The sequence below is a fragment of the Streptomyces sp. NPDC054783 genome (assembly GCF_053611725.1).
In genome coordinates, this window is record NZ_JBSHAY010000023.1 from 15,393 (window position 1) to 35,395 (window position 20,003).

The following is a 20,003-nucleotide window of genomic DNA, read 5'->3' on the forward strand; positions in this document are numbered from 1 at the left end:
GGTGACCCGCCCTGTCGCCGCCAGGATCGCTGCACTGATGTGTCGAACGGATGCCGCGCCGGGGCCGTCAGATGGCGGTGATCACCAGTACGGCCTGGTCGTCGAGGGTGGCATTGCCCGCGAACGCGGTGACCGCCGTGGTGATGGACTCGACGACGGCAGCGGCTGTCGGCGTCATGGTCCGGACGGCGACGAGCGCGTCGGACAAGCGATCCTCGCCGAAGAACTCGCCGTCGGCGGAACGGGCCTCGGTGATGCCGTCGGTGACCAGGACGAGGCTGTCGCCGACGTGGAGTTCGATGCGGCACGGGGAGAAGTCGGGATCAGGACCGATGCCCAACAGCAGGCCCGGTTGCGTGTGTTCTACGACCGTGCCGTCGGCGCGGCGCACGAGTGGCGGTACGTGCCCTGCTCGGATCAGGTCGAGCGTGAGGTGGGACGCGATGTGCCGCAGTTCGCCGTAGACGAGCGAAACGAACTGGTCGTCATCGGTGGTGTTCCCCGTCAACGCGTCGTTGATGGCGGTGACCACGGCAGCCGGCTCGTCGAGGAGGCGGGCGGCGGCGCGTGCGGTGTGGCGGACCATTCCGGTGGTGGTGGCTGCCAGCGCGCCACGTCCGGAGACGTCGCCGATCATGAGCGCCCAGCGGTCGGCGGGCAGCGGGAAGACGTCGTAGAAGTCGCCGCCGACCTCGAGGCCCTCGCCGGCCGGGTGGTACGAGGCCGCCAGGGTGGCGCCGGGAATCCTGGGCAACTCGGGAGGCAACAGGCCTGCCTGGAGATCGTGGGAAAGCCGGACGCGGTCGGTGAACTGATGGGCGTTGTCGGCACTCGAAGCGGCCCGGCGGGCGAGTTCCTGGGCCAGGGCCATTTTGCGTTCGTCCAGAGGCAGGTCGGTGGCCAGGAGGGTCAGCGCTCCGAAGGTGCGGCCCCTGGTGGAAAGCGGCACGCACACGTAATCCATGACGCCGAGCCGCGCGCGCAGGCCGCTCGCGTGGCCGGATTCGGTGGCGCCGGAGGCAAGGACTCGGGCGACAGCGGCGTCCACCTCGTCGCACAGCGCGGGGGAAGAGAGGAGCTTCTCCCCCTCCCGGGTCGACGCTGCGATGGCGATGCGCTGGGTCTCGCCGCGCTCGGATACGTGGACAGCACACAGCGGCGCCAGGGTCGGGACCGTCAGCCGGGCCATGCGCTGGAGGCTGTCCGCATAGTGCGTCTCGCCGGTGATGGCGGTGCTGGCCTCCAGCAGGAAGGCCAGATCCTCCCGGGCGGCCTTCTCGCGTTCCTGGGCGGCGCGGCTGGCCTCCACCGCGGCGTGGCGTTCGATGGCCAGCGCGGCTATGCGGGCGAAGGAGGCGCTGAGGGCCACGTCCTTGTCCGTGGGAGCCTTGGGCGCGCGGTGGTACATCGCGAAGGTGCCCAGGAGTCGGCGGTCCGCGTCCTGGATGGGTGTGGACCAGCACGCCGCGACCCCGGCCCTCAGTGCAAGTTCGCGGTAGTCCTTCCACAGGGGATCGGTGGCGATGTCCGTGACGATCACCGGTTCGCGCCGGAAGGCGGTCGTGCCGCATGAGCCGATGCCCTCCGCGATGGGTGCCCCGTCGACCGCGTCGTTGTAGAAGTCGGGCAGGCGCGGGCCGGTGCCGTGCCGCAGGCGCTGTCCGTCGGGATCGACGAGCAGTACCGAGACGAGCATGTCCGGGGAGAGCTCCTCGATCGCGGTGGCCATGCCACGGAGGATCTCGTCCAGCGGGGCGTCACGCGCGATCTGCTCCAGCAGCGCGCGCTGCTCGGCGGCCAGGAGATGCGCGTGGTGGTACGCGGTGGTCTCGACCGCGATCACCACGACCCCGTCGATCCGGCCGGCGGCGTCCCGGCGGGGCTCGTAGGTGAAGTCGAAGAACCCTTCCCGCTGCTTGCCCGGGCAGCCCAGCAGAAGTCGCCCGCCCCGGGCCCTGAATGCCACACCGGTGCGGTAGACCGCATCGAGCCGGTCGAGGACGCCCTGCGGAACCAGTTCCGGAATCACCTTTCCGACCGGCTCGCCGAGGCGCCCGCGGTCGCACCCGAGGGTTTCGAAGAATGCCGAGTTCGCCGCTTCCAGCAGGTGTCTCGGGCCGCTGAGCGCAGCGAAGATCACCGGGGCCTGCCCGAACAGGTCCGCGTACTCCTCGCTCCGTCGGTCGACGGAGACCGACTGGGCCGTCGCCGCACTGCGGGGACGGAAATATGTGGACATGACAGGCCGCCCTCTCCTGTCTCGTCCGCGCTGACCGCGCCGTCCGGATGTCTCCACTCTGACACATGTCTCCGCTGTTGCCAGACGGGAACCAGGCCGACCACGGTGGCGCAGCGGAGGCCTCGCCGGAGGACCACCCTCGCATTCTGCGACCTCGCCGCGCATACGGGCTGGTCAGCCTGCACCGGGGCGCCGGCCGCCGTTCCCGAGCCACCTCTCGATCAACTGGCGTGGCAGCCCCCTGACCAGCGATGACGTCGTCGGTGAACAACATCGCGGCGGCCACCGCCCACACCCGCTGAAAGTCCATGAGAGCGCCTTCGCGCTGCAGGGCGTGCGCGGGGTCGGAGCGCGTACTTGCAGCCGCCGTCCGTGGACGGGCGAGGGCGCCGGGGCAGTCGTCAGGTGCCGGTGGCGAGAGCGCGCCGGAACCGTGCGGTTGGTTCGATACCGAAGCGGGGCTCGGTGGCGTGCCCGACCGGTTCAACCGTGACGGCTCGGGGGCGGGGCGCAGGCCCCGGGGCGGGTTCCGCCGTGGGCGTGGAGGAAGGCTAGCAGATCGCAGACGGACTGGCCGAGGACCTGGTCGTGGCCCGCACCGGGGTAGGCGCGGTAGACCAGTGAGGGGGAGCCCAGGCGACGTAGGCGGGCCACGACCTCGTCGGTCCAGGCCGGCGGCACATCCTCGTCGGCGCCACCCTGGATGACCAGTGTGGGGACGGTGACGGCGGAGCGGTCCGGATCGCCGTAGGCGCCCATCCGCTCGCTCATGCGCCGCAGTTGATCTCCATTCAGCGGCAGCATCCGCTCGGTGTTCACCCCTTTGAGCACGGGGTCGCTGTGCGTCACGCAGTCGGCGATGACCCGGGAGGCCGTAGCGGCTGCCGAGGGCCCCAGCAGCGAACGCAGATCCGCCGCAGGGCCGCCGGGCTCGGTGGCGGACAGACCGACGAGCGAGTAGAAGGCGAAGGACAGCTCGCTGGGCACATGGGAGGCTCTCACCCCCGCGAGCATTGCCTCCAGGTGGCTGGCCGGGGCGACGGCCACCGCCGCGCCAAGGCGCTGGCCGCCCGTCCGGCGCTCGGTGTGGGTGGCGAACAGTGCGGCCTGGCCCCCTTGTGAGTGCCCGACCGCGAACCACACCGGCGCCAGGCTGGGCACCAGCCGGCGAGCCGCGGTGACGATGTCGGCCACGGCGTTGCCCTCGTCCACGCCGACCAGATAGGTGTGCGGGCCCGGGGTGCCCAGTCCGGGGTAGTCCGAGGCAGTGACCGCGTACCCGGCCCGCAGGAGCGCGCGCAGTTCCTGAGCGAAGGCCTCCGAGCCCAGGTTCGCTGACTGCGAGGGTGCGCAGGCGTCGGCCACGCCGGTCGTTCCATGCGCCCAGGACACCACCGGCCAGCCTCCCTGGGGAGCGCTGCCCGACGGCAGCAGTACGGTGCCGCTGACGGCAACGTTCGCGCCGCGCGCGTTGGTGGAGTGGTACAGCACCGTCCAGCGCCGCGCGCTCCCCAGCCGCGCATCAGGGCCATGGTCTGTCGCCGCAATCAGTGTGCCCGGTTCCGCGGATGGCAGCGGATCGGGTATTTGGTAGGCGTGGTCGATCCAGGTCACAGCGGATGCAAGGTGCCGGTCCGGCGCCACGGGGGGACTCCCGGTGCGGTCCGACGGGCGGGAGGCGGGGCAGCCGGCCGCTGTCGCGGCGAGCGCGACCGTGACCGCTGTGGTAAGCCATCGGGGGCGCCGTGGCCGACGCTGTCCTGTGCCTGCGCCTGTCCTCGGGAAGTGAAACGGGCTCGGTATCCCCACGAACGGATACTCCCTTCCAACAGGCCTGTTGTGTCCCACTCTGGTGTCTTCGTGAGTGGCAGGCATGCGGAAGTAGGCCGTCCGGTCCGCCTGCCCGCCGGCGTGACGATCCGTGGATGCCTCCCACCTCGGCTACGACAGCAACCCCGACCCTGCCCGGAATGCGCTGGCTGAGGACGTCGCACGCACTCGGTGGCGGGGGAATGGGCACGGACACTTCTCGCCACAGAGATCGTCTTCGTCAGCGACCTCGCCGCAGCGGGCGTCGCATGGGCGGCGGCGACGGGATACAGCGACGAGGCGACGATCGGAGGGTGCTGCGGCAGATCCGGCGGAAGCCGGCCAGGACCGTAAGTCCCTACGACGGAAAACGACCGACCGCGTAGCACAGCGGCCCGCTCGCCCAGCCCTCGACTCCGACGATCCGGTGGACGATTGCCGCCGGCGGGACGGCTGGTCGCTCAGGGCTGCACCGAGTCGAACGGCAGAGCGCGACGGAAGACGACCATGGCCTGGCCGGGGCCGTTGTAGTCGTCGACGACCTTCGCGTCGAAGCCGAGACTGCGATGGAATGCGATCGAGCCGGTGTTTCCGAGTGACGTGATCGCCTTCAACCGAAGCGCGCCACGGCGATGCGCGGCGTCAGCGAACGCCGTATACAGACGGCGCCCGATACCGGTACCGCGGGCATCGTCCCGAGTGGCGATCAGGTGTACGTAGCCGGTGCCGGTCGGGGTGACGAATCCGATGACGTACCCCTGGATTCCGTCCTCGGCCCGTGCGACCAGACAGGTCTCACCGAACTCTTGCACCAGCGCCAGAAGGTGCAGGGACCGAAGGTCCCGTTCTCCCCAGTACCGGTGGTGATCGGCAAGAACCTGATGGATGTCGGTCATCTCTGCCGAGGTGATCTGTGCGCGCATGGCAGCGATCATGGCAGACGCCCTGCCGTTCGAGGAGCGGCAGGGCCGGCCGCCCCTTGACGTAGCAAGCGCCTTACGGGTGGGGCGAGTTGTGACCGGTGCCCGGTTGTACGGCGCGGCGGAGAGCGGCGGCAGGCAGCGGGCGGCCGGAGCGGCGGCCCAGACAGTGCGATCGCTCCACTTTTTCCGGGGCGATCCGCGAAGTCCGACAGCTGCCGGACCGACCGCGGCTTCGCGGTGCCCGACCGCCCCGGACTGCGGCTGCGCACGCTGGAGGGCCTGTGCGCCCACGCCGACGCCGGGTGCGCCGAGTTGCGGCCGGGCCCGCACTGAGGTGCAGGTCCGCCGTCCCCGCGCAGGGCAGCGCCGAGCAGCTCCGCCAGCACCCCCGGGGTGAGGGTAGCGATCGCCCAGGGCTGCCGGGCCCGGCCGACGAGTTTTCCGACCAGATGAGCGCCCCGCCGAAGTCGCCGAAGGCGGACGCGCCGCTGGGCGAACACCACGCATGGCGTGAGCAGCGCCGTAGCCAGTCCCCGGTGCGGACGAACCCGTCCTCGTCCGGCAGCGCGCCTGTTGATCAACCACCAGCCGAACAGCCAGGCCGACAACCCCCGATCTCAATTGCTTCCAAGCTCTTTGGGGTTGGTCCCGGCTCGCGGGGCACCGGCGGCAGCACCGCACACTGCTCCGGCCCCCTCCACTGCGAAGGGAGGGGGCCGGATGCTCGTAGCGGGGGCGGGATTCGAACCACGCGACCTCTGGGTTATGAGCCCAGCGAGCTACCGAGCTGCTCCACCCCGCGTCGGTGTCCCCAGCGTACGTCATGCGCAAGGGCCGGGCAGGGATTTTCCCGCGGTGCATGCGCCCATACCTCAGGCACAGCCCCGAGGGCCGTCTGGTCCCCGGAGGTCGTACCGGTAGAGAACACCGGACGCAATGGCCCTCGTACGACATGTGCACCACGAAGGCCTCCACTGCCTCCGAGACGTGCTCACGTACCGCTGGTCTGCGCGCCGTTGCCTGTGGCGGGCCGTAGCCGCGGTCGGCGGGAAGCGCATCCGGGCGGTGCGCGGGGCGGAGGCCTGTCCGGCGGGTCGGAGCCCTCTAATCCATCCCCTTGTCCTACCCAAGACGCGGATCAACGCGCGGCGGGTGGCCGTGTGCGCCTCCTGGCCCGTTCGCGCGGTGCCGGGTACTGCAACGGCGCTGTCGTGACCGCCCGACGAGGGCGGTGCGCTCCCGTACCGGTTGCAGATGTGCGGCGCCTGCGGCTTGCCGTCCAAGTGCAGTGCCGTCGAAGTGCAGCACCGTCTCGAGTTGTAGCAGCTGAACTTCCGTGCGCCCATGCCCACTTGCGTGACGGCACCCCTGCATAACTGACGGGTCGTCACCCATGCACGCGGTGGCGCGCAGCAGCGCATGACCATCCGTGAACCCCTCACGCCTTGTGAGCGGTCGGGCGGCACTGTCGTACTGCCTTCAGCCCACCGGGCCCACCGCTGGGCGGGATTCGCAGTGGAGAGGAAGGCCATGACCGCACCACCGCGGCACCGCCGCACCACGTCCCCACGCCTCCTGTCATCGCTCCGCACCGTTCTCACCATCGGCAGCCTCGGCGTCGTCCTGCCGCTTCTCACCCCGGGCGTCGGCGAAGCGGCATCCGGCACCATCTGGGACCGGGTCGCCGACTGCGAGAGCGGTGGCAACTGGAGCACCAACACCGGCAACGGCAACTACGGCGGGCTGCAGTTCGCTCAGCCGACGTGGGTGGCGTACGGCGGTACCGTCTACGCCCCGCGAGCCGATCTGGCGAGCCGAGCGCAGCAGATCACCGTGGCCGAAGCGGTGCTCGCCCGGCAGGGGCCGGGAGCATGGCCGGTCTGCTCGGTGCGGGCGCACCTCAGGCGGGGCGTCGGGCAGAGCGAGCCAGGGGTCCGTCCCGCCGGTCCGCGGCACGCCGTGCCCGGGCCTCGCTCGCATGGCGGCACCGACCGACGCCCCGGGACGTCGTACACCGTGCAGGTCGGCGACACCCTGTCCAGTGTCGCGCGGCAGGCTGCCGTCTTCGGCGGCTGGCAGCGGCTGTACGACGCCAACCGCAAGGCCATCGGCCCCGATCCGGATGTGATCTACCCGGGGCAGCGGCTCACTGTGCCGTCCGCCGGCCAGCACCTGCGACGGCAGGGCGCTGAAGCCCGCTGAGGCACCGCCGGCCCGCATCCGTACTGGGGGCCGCGCCGCCGCGACGGCGCGGCCCCCGGTCAGGACAGGCGTGCTTCTGTGGCGACCCACGACACAGGCTCCGCCGGACAGTGCGCGAGCGCCGGCCCCAGGGCGTCACGGCCTGCTGTCTCAGGCAGGCGGCATGGCAGGGTGCTGATTTCTGTTGCCACGTTCACGATGCAGAGAAGTTCGCCCCGGCCGTAGCGGGAGATGGCCTTGATCGGCTGCGTCTCGTCTGCGGCTTCGACGAGCTCGCTGACCAGTTCGCTCGCAAGGGACGTGCGTACTACGGAAACCGGCCATCGCGGTCTCGGTGCCAAGGGCGATGAGCAGATGGGATGTGTCGGTGCCGGGGTCGACGACGGGCCCTGCCGCCACGTGACGGAGGCGAAGGCCTCCTGCCTGAGACCGGTGGCCAGGGCGGCCACCGAAGGTGCGGGCCGGCAGGAGCAAGGCGGGTCAAGTGCCTGGCCGGACCGGCCGCGCCCCCGCTACGGTGGTGTCTGCGCACAACTGGACAGAAGAGGGGGCCAGGCGTGACGAGCGGGGAGGGCGGCGGCGGTGTGTCTGCCACCGCAACAGCCGATACGGAGACCAGATCAGGCAGCACGGGCCCGCACGCGCAGCCGGACCCCGGTGACTGTCCGGAACACTTAGCGGGGGGCGATCCGGGGCAGGACGAAGCCAGCCTCGCCGAGTACCTGTTCTTCTTCCTCGGCCTGTTGCCCACACTCATCGCCGGGACACGAATCTATCTGATCGCTCACGGCGACCGTACGACCATGCTGGAATTGCTCGCCACGCTGAACGTGAGCGCCCTGGTGCTGGACACCTTCATCCGCTTCATCGGGGTGATCGGCGGGGCGGTGACGGCGTTCCTCCTGGCGCGCCTCTTGCTCGAACGACCGGAATCCCCTCCCCGCTCCTGGCTCCGCCGCGTCATCTGGGACCACCGCCGCGCGGCCCTCTGGCTGCTGGCAGGCACGTTCGCGGCGTTCATCAGTACTGCTTACCTGGAAGAGTTCTACGACGCCGACAACGAGTGGACCTGGCAGCCCGTCGACCTCTTCAGGATCTACGCCTGGCTCGGGTTGCTGTATGTCGGCCGCGCGCTCGCTGTCCGTGGCTGGCGACGCCGTTCCGCATTCCGGCGACCGAGCACGGACGGCACAACGGCCGACGCGACGGTGGCCACCACGGACGGCACCAGGGACGACACCGGCGACCCGGACCAGGCTCGGACGCCGGCTGCGCCCACCCGCAGCCCCTGGCGTATGTGGGGAGTGGCGACGTACACCCTTCTCCCTGTCGCCATCCTGATGACCTGGTCATTGCTCAAGCAGTCCGACGACCGCATGTGGCTGCCCGCCCAGGTGATCACACTCGACGGAGTCCCGGCTGTGGTCGAGCAGGAGGGCATTCAGCACGACTCGGATTTCCCGCACCTGAACGTCGAGCACGACGGCCGCTACACCTTCGTCGGCTACGTCCTCGACGACAGCGACACCTCGGAGACCATCCTGTCCTCCAACGGAGTTCTGCTGACCGCTGACTCCAAACACGTTGTGGACCAGGAGTTCTGCCAGTACGAGCCCACCCACGACGTCGGGGACGACACGCCTTTCATAGACCGCATCCTGAACCACGACGACTCCTGGCATCCCGGATTCACCTGTGAGGACCTTCTCAAGAAGGTGGTCGGAATCAAGTAGGCCGACAGCCGCGTGCCACGTGCGCCAGGCGGTGCGAGGCGTGCGCGGGGTGACCGGAGGGGCGTGACGTAGAGGTGAGCGACGACGACGCCGCAGAGCGCACCCCGCCTCAGAAATGCGGGTCCGGGCTGTTTCGGTTCCTCGCACCTGCCGCTGGGCAACCTGCCGCCGTGCAAGCAGGTCAAGACGCTGAACTGCCGCCGCTGAGCCGCGAGTTCGTGGATCGCGGCGGTTTGAGCCGGGTCCGCACCGGCGAGGGATCATCGGCCGACGGGCGTGGAAACCTGTAAGGATCAATGCCGCGCGCGGCGTGACTTCACGGATGTTGAGCCAGAACCCCCGGCGTTCACGGCAGGTAGGTGGGGTCTGGGTCCGGCTAACGTGCTGTCGTCGCCGGTGGCGAGGATGGCGTGGGTGGCTCCGAAGAGCCGTGCGCAGCGCCGGGTCATGGCCTCGGGTGACTGGTCGGGGTGGTCGACCCTCTCCGCAAGACCTCTGCGTCCGTGGCCTTCGCCGACTTCCACCAGGCGCTGGACGCGGTGCGTGCCATCGCCCAGTCCGACCTCGGCCCGGCCAACTGCCGCCTGCTCGACCCCGGCGAGGCCGCACTGTCCGGCGCCTCCAACGACGGCTCCGCCGTCCTGGTCCTGGGCTTCGAGTCCGCCACCACCCCCGTCGAAGACCGCCTCGCGAGCGCCGTGGACCTGGCCCGGGCCCACGGCGGCCGCAGCGGGGCGCTGACGGCGGACCGCGATGCCCCGGCCGACGCGGCCGTGAGCGCCTGGCGCTCGGTGTTCCTGCGCATGCCCTACCTGCGCGACGGCCTGGCCCGCATGGGCGCCGTGATCGAGACCTTCGAGACCGCCGCCACCTGGGACACGATTCCCGCCCTGATCGACGCCGTCCGCACCGAGGTCGGCACCGCCGCCGCGAAGGCCACCGGACATCCGGCCACCATCAACTGCCGCCTCACCCACGTCTGTCCCGACGGCGCCGCCCCTTACCTCACCGTGGCCGCCGCCGGCCGACCCGGAGACAGCAGTCCGGCCGGGGCGAACCCGATGAGCGCCCGAGCCAGGCCGGGACGACGAACCGTGCCTGTCTGTCTGCTCCAGAAGCGCGGTGCCTCACATCCGGAGCGTGCGTGACGGCCGCGCGAGTGCGGCAGCTGGGGCCAACGCTTCGGCGGCCGACCGCTGTTGAGGGGCTGTCGGGCCGGAGAGAGCAGGGGCGCGGTAGTGTGCGGCAGGGCCGCGTGGGCAGGGCGGTGCACCGTGGTGTCCGACGGTGCTCTCCGGAGCGGTGTTCTTGACCGTTCTCGGCGGTGCCCTCGCATCGCAAGGTGGTGATGCGCGCCTGGCGTTCTGGTGGCCAGCAGGTGGCATTCAGCTGGAGTACACGCTGTTTCAAGATCGCGTCGCCAGAGTTCCACCTCGTGTCTACCTCACACTCGCGTGCCGGCGTCGCCTCTGTATGCGCCGCGGCTTTGACGCTTTCAGGACTGCTCGTGACAGGGTTGGTTGCCGCTCAGCCTGCGGCTGCCGCGGACCCGGCCGGCTACCAGAATGTTCGGATCAACGAGGTCACCTCGTCGAACAGCGACACGGTGGAGCTGTACAACACCGGGTCGACTGCAGTGAGCATCAGTGGCTGGAAGATGTCCGACGACAGCTTCTCGCCGCAGACGTTCAGCCCGTCCGCCGGCACGATCCCGGCAGGCGGCTTCGTCACCTTCAACTCGCCCAAGGGGCTCGGTGATTCGGACAAGCTGGTGGTCTACACGGCCAGCGGCACGGTGGTCGACCGCGTTGAGTGGGCCACCAACGGTGCGAAGCCGGCGATGGCGCGTTGCGGCGGCGACGGCACCGGGGGGTGGGTGACCATGACCGCGGCGTCGACGTTCGGCGCCTCGAACGCCTCGGGCTGTCCGTCGTCGATACCGGCGGCGAGCCGGGTGCGGATCAACGAGGTCACCTCGGACGGCGCGGACACCGTGGAGCTGTACAACGGCGGAACGAGCGCGGTCAGCATCGGGTCGTGGAAGTACGTCGACAATGACACCACGCACTCCCCGGTCTCGGTCTCGTCCTCCTCGCCGAGCGCGACCAGCATCCCCGCGGGAGGTTACGTCACGTTCAACTCCACCCTCGGTCTGGGCGACAACGACTCGGTCTTCCTCCTCGACAGCAACGGCAACACCGTCGACTCGCTGACCTGGGCGACCGATGGCGCCAAGCCGTCGGACGAGCGCTGCGCCAACGGCACCGGCTGGTTCCAGACCTCCACGACCGCGACGCTCGGCAGCGCCAACTCCTGCTCGGGCAGCGGCGGTGGCGGTGGTACCGGCGGTGGTGGCGGTCAGCTGCTGGGTGGCGGCGGCGCGCTCACCAGCGGCTGCACCCCCGAGGCCCCTTCCGGTACGGGTTCCACCCCGGCGGGCACCCTGGCGTGGCCGGGCGGGCTGGACGTCACGATCGCCGACGACGTCTGCGCGTTCACCACGTCCACCGGCCCTGAAGGACGGGACCTGAGCGGGCTGGCCTTCGACCCGGCGAACCCGTCGGTGCTGTGGGCCGCCAAGAACAAGAACTGGCTGTACAAGCTGGTCAAGAGCAACGGCAAGTGGATCCCGGACGCGTCATGGAGCGCGACCGGCAAGCAGATCCGTTTCGCCGGCGGCACCGGCCAGCCGGACTCCGAGGGCCTGACGGTCGGCGCCAACGGCCACATCTACGTGACCTCCGAGCGTGACAACACCAACAACACGGTCCCCAAGGACACGATCATGGAGTTCGACCCGGCCGCGACCGGATCGACTCTGACGCCGATCCACCAGTGGGACATGACCTCCCAGTTCCCGCAGCTCAACACCGGGAGCAAGGACGACGCCAACCTGGGCTTCGAGGGCGTCGGCTACGTACCGGACAGCTGGCTGACCGCGAACGGATGGGTCGACCCGCTCACCGGCGCCGCCTACAACCCTGCGAACTACCCGCTGCACGGGTCGGGCCTGTTCTTCGCCGGCCTGGAGTGGGACGGCACGCTGCATGTCTACGGCCTGAACTCCGACGGCACGTTCACCACGTTCGGCACGATCGCGACCGGCAAGGTCTCCGTGATGGATGTGACGTTCGACGCCGGAACCCAGCGCATCGTCGCGACCTGCGACAACACCTGCGGCGAGACGCACACCTTCATGAAGGTCAACGCCGGCGGCGCGATCGTTCCTGATGCGACCTACACCAACCCGGCCGTCATGCCGACCGACAACCTGGAGGGCTTCGCGATCGCGCCGACGTCGACCTGCGTCAACGGCTTCCGCGAGGCGGTCTGGAGCGACGACGGCATGTACGGCTTCGGCTCCGGAAGCTCCTCCTACGGACACGCCTTCTACAGCGGCACCTTCCCCTGCTGATCCGGGGGTCCACGGGAGACGGCTCACGCACGGGGCCGCCACCAAGGTGAGAGGCCCAAGCAGTACGCAGCGACGAAGCTCCCGGCAGACGGGGTGACGACCAGGACCACTCGCTGACCACCAGGAGCTTCGTCGTGCCGGTCCCGGGACCACCTTCGGGACCGGGAAGTGTTGTGCGGCAGACCGGAGCGGTTGGCCCTTTGAGTGGTGACGTGGGCGACGTGGGACAGCCGCGAGGAGCATCACAGCGCCGGCGCGACCGCCGGGAGACATGTGGGTGCCACGTGAGGCCTCCGGGTGCGGGGGAGTGGGTCAGGACGACAGCCTGATCAGTCGGGTGTCGTCCCTGGGCGGTGGACTACCCAACCGCCGCGATGCGTGGACTCGGTGCCCGCCCCGGCCGGCGGGGCAGGCACCGGGTGACTACTGCCGGGGCCAGCCGAGCAGGCGGGCGATGACCGCAGCCAGCTCACGCAGCGTGGACCCGTCGGCGGCCTCCTTGCCCAGCCGGAACTCGAACTCGGTCTTGCCGCCGCCTCGCTTGAAACGGATGTCGACCTTTGTCTGCAGCCAGGCCACCGTACCGGCCAGGACGACGACGCCCGGAACGGCCAGCTCGCCGCCGAGCCGCGAGTCGTTCGGCGGCTCGGCGAGCAGCTCGGCGGCGAAGTCGGCGCAGGTTGGCTCCTCGGCGAGCACAGCGAGCAGGCGGCGGGCGGCGGCACAGGCCGCGGCGCCCTCGGGGAGGGCCGGGACCGCGTCGGCCTCCGCCTCCGGCCGGGCGCGGCGCACGGCGTCCAGCAGGAGGACCGCCTCCTCCTGGTCCATCGGCATCGCGTCCGCGGCCGCGCCGGCCGTCAGCTCCTCCGTCAGCTCCTGGAGGACGAGGACGACTTCACGGTCGGTCAGTTCGGCCGCAGCGTACGGTGTCGGCGATGTCACCGGATTCTCCAATCTCCGAAGAGTGCGAGCGCGGCCCAATGGTACGGATGGCGCCTCCAGGGCGCGTCGCACTGCGCGCCCTCTCCCCGGAGCATCGCGCGCTGGGCCTCCCACAATGCCCGCCACGGCGTCTCCGGGGTGGCGGTCAACCGGCGGTAGAAGTCCGCGAAGAGCTGTCGCGAACTGGCGTCGTCCACGTCCCACAACGTGCCGACGACCGACCGCACGCCGGAGGCCTGGAGAAGGTGGGCCAGTCCCTGGAGGTCCCCGGTGCTGTGCAGGTCGCGGCGGGCCGTCGAGCAGGCGCGCAGTGTGAGGAGGTCCAACCGTAACTTGGCGTCGAGAACCTGACGTGCCGTCAACAAGTGCCGGAGCCGGGTCCGGATCTCCACCTCTGGTGGATATTTGCTCGGTCGCCGACCGTCCTGAGCCAGCAGCAGCCCGGAGTCGAGCGGCTCGACGCGGTCGAACCAGCCGTGCCCGGTGAGGTGGGCGACTCGCGCGGTGCGCAGACCGGCCAGTACTGCGTCCGGGGTGGCGGACAGACAGCCGATTTCGGTCACCGTGTTCCGGCCGGCGTGCTCAGGGGCGATGAAGTCGATGTCGTGCTCCAGCCGCTCCGGGTCCGGGTCCTCGCCGGCCGCGACGCCAGCGACCAGAACACCTCCGTCGGCCGGGGCGGGGGGCAGGGCGACCGTACGCAGCAGAGCGGTCGCGCTGGACACCTGCACGACGGCGTGGCGGTGGGCGAGCAACGGTCGGTCTCCCCGCGCGCCGTCGTCCGCCGACGGCAGCGGTAGCGCCGCCAGGGGCAATGCCTGCAGCGCCGGGTCGGCGGCGACGCAGAGCAGCTCCCGCCCCTCCACCGCGGGCAGGAAGGCCAGCAGTCCCGGCGCCAGATCCTCGAAGAAGTCCAGCTTCCGGCGCCAGGGCCGCTTTGCCGGCAACGGAGGCAGCGGAGGGAAGGCGTCTGCGTCCCCGTCGAAGGCCCGCCGCAGCCGTCCCGCCGCCCGCTGCACCTCGCGTTCGGACAGTGTCGTCTGCAAGGCCGTCAGCCGCCCGGTGTCGGCGTGGACGACGAAGATGACGCAGCCGCGCTCGCCGCAGCAGAAGTAGGAGACGAGGGCGCAGTGACGGGCGTCCGGATCCGCTGCGAGGCAGGCCCGCAGCTCACGCAAGGTCGCCGGCTTCCGGGGCACGCCCGCGGGCGACGAGGCGCCCTCGACCCATGCCCGGTACTCCTCGTGGAGATCGAAGGCGAGCTCGAGCGGCCCGTCCCCCTCCGGCAGGGCGAGCCCGTCCCCGTCGTCGAGCAGCATGCCGATGAGCAGCCCGTAGCACTCCTGATGCCGTGTCACCAGCGAGGCAAGGTCCGCCCGTGCCTCCCCGGCACGCCCGGCGACCGTGCGCCGCAGCTCCCAGCGCCGCGCCCACAACAGGTCGAACGCCGCCTGCCGATCCGCGCCGGTGCCCGATCGTGAGACCCTGCCTGCTCCGCCCGCCCTCAGCGTTCTGGCCAGCCGCACCTCGATCCGCAGCAGTGTCGTCAGACCGGCCCTGCGCCCGAGCGCCTCCTCCCGCAGCGCCCGCAGCGCCGCGGCCGCGCCGCCCGCGTCTCCCGACGCGGCCAGCGCCTCCGCCTCAGCCAGTCGGAACGGCAGATGATGCCCCCAGTAGCGGTCGTCCTCGGGGAACGAGTCGCGAAACACCTCCGCGGTGCTCAGCAGCAGCTTCGCCTCCGGGGCCCTGAGCCGTTCCATCCGCCACGCCACCAGCCGCATACCGTGCGCGGTGGCTTCCCGGTTGACCGTCATCGACTTCAAAAGCCCCTGGAAGTAAGCCTCTGCGGCCCCCGCGTGGTCGTCCTCGTCCACCAGAAGGTCCCCGAGCCCGACCCAGGCCTCCGCCGCCCGCAGCACCCGCGGGTCGTCGACGCCGGCGTCATCGGCCAGCTGCAGGGCGCGTCGGAAACAGCGCCGGGCCGCTGCGGCATCCCCCGCCTGTCGGTACGTCTCACCCAGCCGGTTGAGCGCCAGCGCCCGCGGCCCCGGTCCGGCGCCCGCGGCCTCGGCGCGGGTCAGCACCCGGCGGCACTCCCGCACCGCCTGCCGGCTCCGGCCGGCAGCCGAGTGGGCGTCCGCCAACTCGCTCCGAATCTCCAGCTCGTCGCCGATCTCCCCGATCGACGACGCCGCATTGAGCGCCGCCCGGTACTCGGAACAGGCGCGCTCGTACTCTGCCTGAGCCCGGTACAGCCCGCCGCGCATCCGGTGCAGCCGGAGCCGCAGACCGGGCTGGATCACATCGTCGGAGGTGCCGACCTCCCGGTCGAGGCCGTCCAGGATTCGAAGTGCCTCGCGGTGGCGCCCTGCGGCCCCCATGGCCTCGGCAACCCGCCACTCCATCCCGAGCATCCGCCCGATGGCATAGGAGCCCGGCGGCAGCGCAGCGCCCGCGGTGCGCACCAGCGCCAGGGCGGCGTCCAGGTGCCCCTGCGCCAGCAGTCTGGAGGCATCCCGCTCGGTGGGCTCCCAGCTGTCGGCGGGCTCCGCGCCGCGACGGCGGTCGGCCTCCCGCAGCGCGGGCGTGATCCCCTCCACCAGCGACACATAGAGGTCCACCAAAGCCGCGGCCTTCGCCTGTCCGTCCCTCTCGAAGGTGCGCCGACCGGCCCGCAACTCCCTTACCAGTTCCGTGAGATCGATGCCCGGTGCATGAGTGAAGAGCACGTACTCGGCCCGCCGCAGACTGTCCGCCTGCATCAGCAGCGCGGCGACCTGCCGCTCACGGTCACCCACCCGCGCCGCCCGCAAGATCGCCGATCTGCGCGCCGACGGTGCGCGCGGCCAGCCGTACGCTCTCCCGATCCTCCTCGGTCTCCGAGGTCGCCAGCGCGAAGGTGAACTGCCGCCGCGCCTCGTCGCGTTCACCGAGGTTCCAGAGGAACTGCGCGACGTGGAAGTGGGCGTGGTGCCCCGCGCGCGGATCAGCGGCGAGTTCGAGGGCGAGCCGGCGCGCTTCCTCGTAGTCGCCCCGGCCGTCCGCAGCCCGGCCGTACACGGCGAAGAGCAGGCCGATCCGTAGCTGCTCGACGTTCGGGTGGCTGCGGAGCTCCCGGCGGAGTTCGTCCTCGGCGCCGGCTTCGCCGTGGGAGGCCCGGCGGCAGATGTCGTCCCAGCGGCGCTTGAGCTCGTCCGAGCGCTCGCGGAATCCGGGATCGGTCACCTGGGCGCGGACGGCCGCGAGTACCGGTGAGTCCGGGGCGACCCGCTCCAGTCGGCGCAGGACTTCGGCCAACCCGTTGCGATCATCCGTCAGTACCCTCGCCATGGCGAGGAGTTCAAGGCCTCCCGCGTCGTCCGGCGCTTGGGCGTGGATCCGCTCCGCGACCTCCGCCACCTCGGACGCGGTGACACGGCTGCCGGGCTGCCGAGCGAGGCCGGCCAGGATCCGGCACAGCTCCTTGAGGTCGGAGAGCGAGGCGCGGCCCTGGGCGGCCAGCTTCCGGTAGGCGTCCGCGCGGGCCTCCAGCAGGCGTTGCTCCCGGTCCAACCGTCCACGCACGTCCTCCAGTTCGGTTCGCCGTCGGCGTACCACCGGGTGGGCCGGGTCGTCGTCGCGGCAGAGCCGGGCGCACTCCTCCATCACATGGGAGCATTCGTCCAGGCGTCCGGCGCTCATCAGGCAGGAGGCCATGTTCAGCAGCACGCGGGCGGTCCCCGGCAGATGGTCCACCAGCAGCCGCCAGAACCTGAGCGACTCGGCGTACCGGCCCGCCTGCGCCAGGCCGATCGCATAGCGCTCGACTGCCGCCGGGTCGGCGCTGGTCGCCGCGTCGGACAGGACGGCCAGCCACCGCTCCCGGTCCGGAGCGGACTTGGCCTCCGTGATCCCCCGCAGGGCCTCGTCCCCGCGAGGGTCCGGTCCCGTCAGCAGCCACGGCCAGTCCACGTGGTACTCCGCCACGGCGTCACCCCCGTCCACTCCGCCACGGTGTTCCTTCCCACCATGCATACCAGAACACCCCTTTCCGCCATCAGGACGCTCCTGGCCGTCGGGCAGGCCTCGATGAAGCAGTGCTGGATACGGACCACCGCTCACGCGGCGGGTGCCGGAGGCGTGCTGCCGGTGACGCTCGGGGCGGTGCCCGTACGGTGATCGGTTGCACCGGGACATGCGACGTGATCCGGAAGCGCCCGACGGCATCCATCCTCGGTTGGCCGGACGGTTCAGCCTCACCCGTTCGCCCCGTCGGCCGCCGTGGACGATCACGCGGTGGGTCAACTGCTGGAGGCCGGGCGGTGGGCGCCGTCCGCCGGCAACTCCCGGCCGCGGGGGCTTCTTCCTGAGCCGGCCCGGTGAGCCGGAACACGAGCGGGTGGTACGGCACGGTCGGGGCCCGGGTCGGCGTGTCCTGCACGTCGGTGGCCGAGGCGGCCGCCAACGGGGACGCGGAGGTCACCGGCAAGAGCTTCGCCGACGTGAGGTCCGCGGTGACGACGGCGTGGCGCGAGGAGCTGTCGAAGATCGCGGTCAGCGGCGGCAACCAGCGACCAGCAGCGCATCTTCCACACCGCCCTGGAGCACCTCGCTCTTCCCCAGCGTGGTCAGCCACGCCGACGGCTGCTACCGGGGCTAAGACGACGCCGTGCACCCCGTGACCAGCCGCCACGGCGCCCGGTACACCGAGGACTACGCAAAGGGCGGCACCCTCGCCAAGTGGGGCATGGTCACCGGCGTGACGCACGTTCCAGCAACGGAGCGGCCGACGAGACCCAGATGACGCTTGCCACCTGCACGGGCAGTGCCGGTCGGCGCTGGACCCTGCCGGCTTCCTGACATGGCCGGACGCCGGTGTCCCCCTCCGCGACGGGAGGGGGACACCCCCCGTTCTGCCTGCCGCTTGGATTCGGGCCGTCAGCGGTGGTCGGTGGCTGTGGTGGTGTACGGGGCCGCGGCGTGCTGGGCGGCGTAGCGGAGGGCCGGTTCGATCTTCGGCCAGAAGTAGCTGTCCTGGCAGGAGTACGACGGGGTGAAGCCGTCGCAGCCGACGCCGTCGCTGTCGCCGATCTCGATGGTGAAGCTGGCCAGGCCGAGCTTGTCGTAGGTCCAGTCGTCGGTTCCGCCAGAGGCGTTGTACAGGATCTCGCCCGCCTGGCCGTACTGGTAGCCGGTGAGTGAGGCCATGTGTGCGGCCAGCGTGCGCAGGGCGGTGTCGTTGCCGGTGTGCACGGTGGAGTCGTACTCCCAGGGGAAGAGCACCATGCTGGCGTCACTGTGCAGGGTGATCATCATGCCCTTGGCGTTCGACCGGGCCGGGTCGGTGTCGCCGGTCCCGGTGCGCACCGCGGGGAACAGCTTGCGGAAGAGGCTCTCCAGAGCGGAGTTCTCCACCTCGGAGTCGCTTGCGGGACCGTCGTAGGTCTGGGCACAGGGCGCGTGGGAGGTGCCGGAGGTGTCCCAGTGGGTGTCGGCGTTGCGGTTGAGGTCGACGCCGATCTGGCTGTAGGCGCTCACCCCGCAGTTGGAGCCGTGCGAGTCGTCGGCGTTCTTGCGCTGGAGGACGGGGTTGTCGCCGCCCGCCGCGACCATGTCGACGCCGTCGGGGTTGGCGTCGGGCACCACCCACATCTCGGTGGTGTCCATCAGCTTGGTGATCGCCGAGTCTCTGCCGTAGCCGCTGGTCAACGCATCGATCCAGCGCCACGACATCTCACCGGTGGTCAGTTCGCGGGCGTGGATCTGGCTCATCAGGAAGAACCGCGGCTTGGCCGAGTTCGGGCTGAGGGCGCAGTCGCCGGCCTGGAGCTTGGTGAGGCATATCGCCTTGAGATCACGCCCGCCCCGCCCCTTCTGCTTGAGCCATGACTGACCATACGTCACCACCTTGGCGAGGTCGGGGTGTTGGGAGGCGGTTGCGTCCAGGTGGGAGTACTGCGCGGTGACCGTGTGGTAGCCGCCGTCGAAGGTGTCGCCAGCGGCGGCGCGCGTCACCGCGGTGGGGGAGGGTGTCGCCTCGGTCAGCGTGGAGGCGATCGCAGGGGCGAAGCCGAGCCGCCGCAGTCCGGCTGCGGTCGACGTGTCGCCCGCGACGAACAGGCTGTCACCCTGCCGCTTCTCCAGCAGGTCGTATCCGGAGTCGATGAGGCGTTCGGCGTCGGCGCGGGGATTGCGCGTGGGCACGCGGTAGATGACGACCGTACGGTGCGCGCCGTGGGCGCGGCCGGTGGTGGTGGCACGGCCCGCTGTGGCGTGCGCGCCGGTGCCGGCCTGTGCCACCTGCGGCAGCAGGGCCGTGGCGACGACGACGGCACCGGCGGTCAGGCCCGCCAGGCGTTTGTATGCCATGGAGGTGACCTTTCGTGGGGGATGGACCCTTCAATATGGCATGTCCATGGTGAGAACAACATGGTGAGGCGCGGTGCGGGCCCGGGTTGTCCTGATGACCGGTGCGGGTTCGCGGCGAAGGCGGCGCGCGGTGGCGCGTCCGGTCAGCCTGATGAGGAGTCAGCGGCGCGGCCGCGGCGCCGGCCATGAAGCGAACCGGTCCCGCTGATCAGCCGGGTACCGTGCATGAGGGAGCGTCGTGATGTCCGAATTCCGTGAGGCAGTTGGACGTGCCGCCCGGCGGGGCAGCCGTTCGGCGGCCTGACCGGCGAGTCGAAGGACGGCAATGGCGGAAACGAGACGGTGTTCCGGACAAGAAGGCGGTGTGCTGCCTGGCCGGTGATGTCCGCCTG

At 70.8% G+C, this 20,003-nt stretch carries 11 protein-coding genes, 1 tRNA gene and 3 pseudogenes; 6 read left to right on the plus strand and 9 right to left on the minus strand.

What is annotated here, in order from left to right:
* Positions 1–67: 67 nt before the first annotated feature.
* From ACWGJ5_RS31725 to ACWGJ5_RS31735, 3 genes are all read right to left on the minus strand, one after another.
* The gene (locus tag ACWGJ5_RS31725) at positions 68–2,239 is read right to left on the minus strand and encodes a SpoIIE family protein phosphatase (protein WP_453313072.1); all 2,172 of its coding nucleotides are present in this window, start codon (positions 2,237–2,239) and stop codon (positions 68–70) included.
* A 483-nt stretch (positions 2,240–2,722) separates the two neighbouring features.
* The gene (locus ACWGJ5_RS31730; protein ID WP_453313073.1) at positions 2,723–3,730 is read right to left on the minus strand and encodes an alpha/beta hydrolase family protein; all 1,008 of its coding nucleotides are present in this window, start codon (positions 3,728–3,730) and stop codon (positions 2,723–2,725) included.
* Positions 3,731–4,509: 779 nt separating this feature from the next.
* The gene (locus ACWGJ5_RS31735; RefSeq protein WP_453313074.1) at positions 4,510–4,971 is read right to left on the minus strand and encodes an N-acetyltransferase family protein; all 462 of its coding nucleotides are present in this window, start codon (positions 4,969–4,971) and stop codon (positions 4,510–4,512) included.
* Between the two features lie 170 nt (positions 4,972–5,141).
* Between ACWGJ5_RS31735 and ACWGJ5_RS31740 the strand changes: the two are divergent.
* Positions 5,142–5,344: pseudogene (locus tag ACWGJ5_RS31740) on the plus strand (transposase family protein); the annotation flags it as partial.
* Between the two features lie 354 nt (positions 5,345–5,698).
* Here ACWGJ5_RS31740 and ACWGJ5_RS31745 read toward each other — a convergent pair.
* A tRNA-Met gene (locus ACWGJ5_RS31745) sits at positions 5,699–5,773 on the minus strand.
* A 728-nt stretch (positions 5,774–6,501) separates the two neighbouring features.
* Between ACWGJ5_RS31745 and ACWGJ5_RS31750 the strand changes: the two genes are divergently transcribed.
* The gene (locus tag ACWGJ5_RS31750; RefSeq protein ID WP_453313075.1) at positions 6,502–7,173 is read left to right on the plus strand and encodes a transglycosylase family protein; all 672 of its coding nucleotides are present in this window, start codon (positions 6,502–6,504) and stop codon (positions 7,171–7,173) included.
* Between the two features lie 197 nt (positions 7,174–7,370).
* Here ACWGJ5_RS31750 and ACWGJ5_RS31755 read toward each other — a convergent pair.
* A pseudogene (locus tag ACWGJ5_RS31755) lies at positions 7,371–7,551 on the minus strand (IS21-like element helper ATPase IstB); the annotation flags it as partial.
* Between the two features lie 425 nt (positions 7,552–7,976).
* Here ACWGJ5_RS31755 and ACWGJ5_RS31760 point away from each other — a divergent pair.
* From ACWGJ5_RS31760 to ACWGJ5_RS31770, 3 genes and pseudogenes are all read left to right on the plus strand, one after another.
* Positions 7,977–8,906, plus strand: a complete 930-nt coding sequence (locus ACWGJ5_RS31760; RefSeq protein ID WP_453313076.1) for a hypothetical protein — start codon at positions 7,977–7,979, stop codon at positions 8,904–8,906.
* A 479-nt stretch (positions 8,907–9,385) separates the two neighbouring features.
* A pseudogene (locus tag ACWGJ5_RS31765) lies at positions 9,386–9,943 on the plus strand (FAD-linked oxidase C-terminal domain-containing protein); the annotation flags it as partial.
* Positions 9,944–10,413: 470 nt separating this feature from the next.
* Positions 10,414–12,321: a lamin tail domain-containing protein gene (locus ACWGJ5_RS31770; RefSeq protein ID WP_453313077.1), complete on the plus strand. Its 1,908-nt coding sequence runs from the start codon at positions 10,414–10,416 to the stop codon at positions 12,319–12,321.
* A 423-nt stretch (positions 12,322–12,744) separates the two neighbouring features.
* On the opposite strand, the gene ACWGJ5_RS31775 is transcribed toward ACWGJ5_RS31770, so the two are convergent.
* From ACWGJ5_RS31775 to ACWGJ5_RS31785, 3 genes are read right to left on the minus strand one after another with little or no spacing between them, the layout of a single operon-like run.
* On the minus strand, positions 12,745–13,263 hold the full coding sequence (locus tag ACWGJ5_RS31775; RefSeq protein ID WP_453313078.1) for a hypothetical protein: 519 nt from the start codon (positions 13,261–13,263) through the stop codon (positions 12,745–12,747).
* On the minus strand, positions 13,260–16,061 hold the full coding sequence (locus ACWGJ5_RS31780) for a CHAT domain-containing tetratricopeptide repeat protein (protein WP_453313079.1): 2,802 nt from the start codon (positions 16,059–16,061) through the stop codon (positions 13,260–13,262). The genes ACWGJ5_RS31775 and ACWGJ5_RS31780 overlap by 4 nt, the downstream gene beginning before the upstream one ends.
* The gene (locus ACWGJ5_RS31785) at positions 16,054–17,247 is read right to left on the minus strand and encodes a hypothetical protein (protein ID WP_453313080.1); all 1,194 of its coding nucleotides are present in this window, start codon (positions 17,245–17,247) and stop codon (positions 16,054–16,056) included. Before ACWGJ5_RS31785 ends, ACWGJ5_RS31780 begins: the two co-directional genes overlap by 8 nt.
* Positions 17,248–17,271: 24 nt before the next feature.
* Here ACWGJ5_RS31785 and ACWGJ5_RS31790 point away from each other — a divergent pair, with 24 nt between their 5' ends.
* Positions 17,272–17,421: a hypothetical protein gene (locus ACWGJ5_RS31790; RefSeq protein ID WP_453313081.1), complete on the plus strand. Its 150-nt coding sequence runs from the start codon at positions 17,272–17,274 to the stop codon at positions 17,419–17,421.
* A gap of 759 nt (positions 17,422–18,180) precedes the next feature.
* Here the strand turns inward: ACWGJ5_RS31790 and ACWGJ5_RS31795 are convergent.
* Entirely contained in the window at positions 18,181–19,611 is a 1,431-nt protein-coding gene (locus ACWGJ5_RS31795) for a M14 family zinc carboxypeptidase (RefSeq protein ID WP_453313082.1), read from the minus strand.
* Positions 19,612–20,003 lie beyond the last annotated feature (392 nt).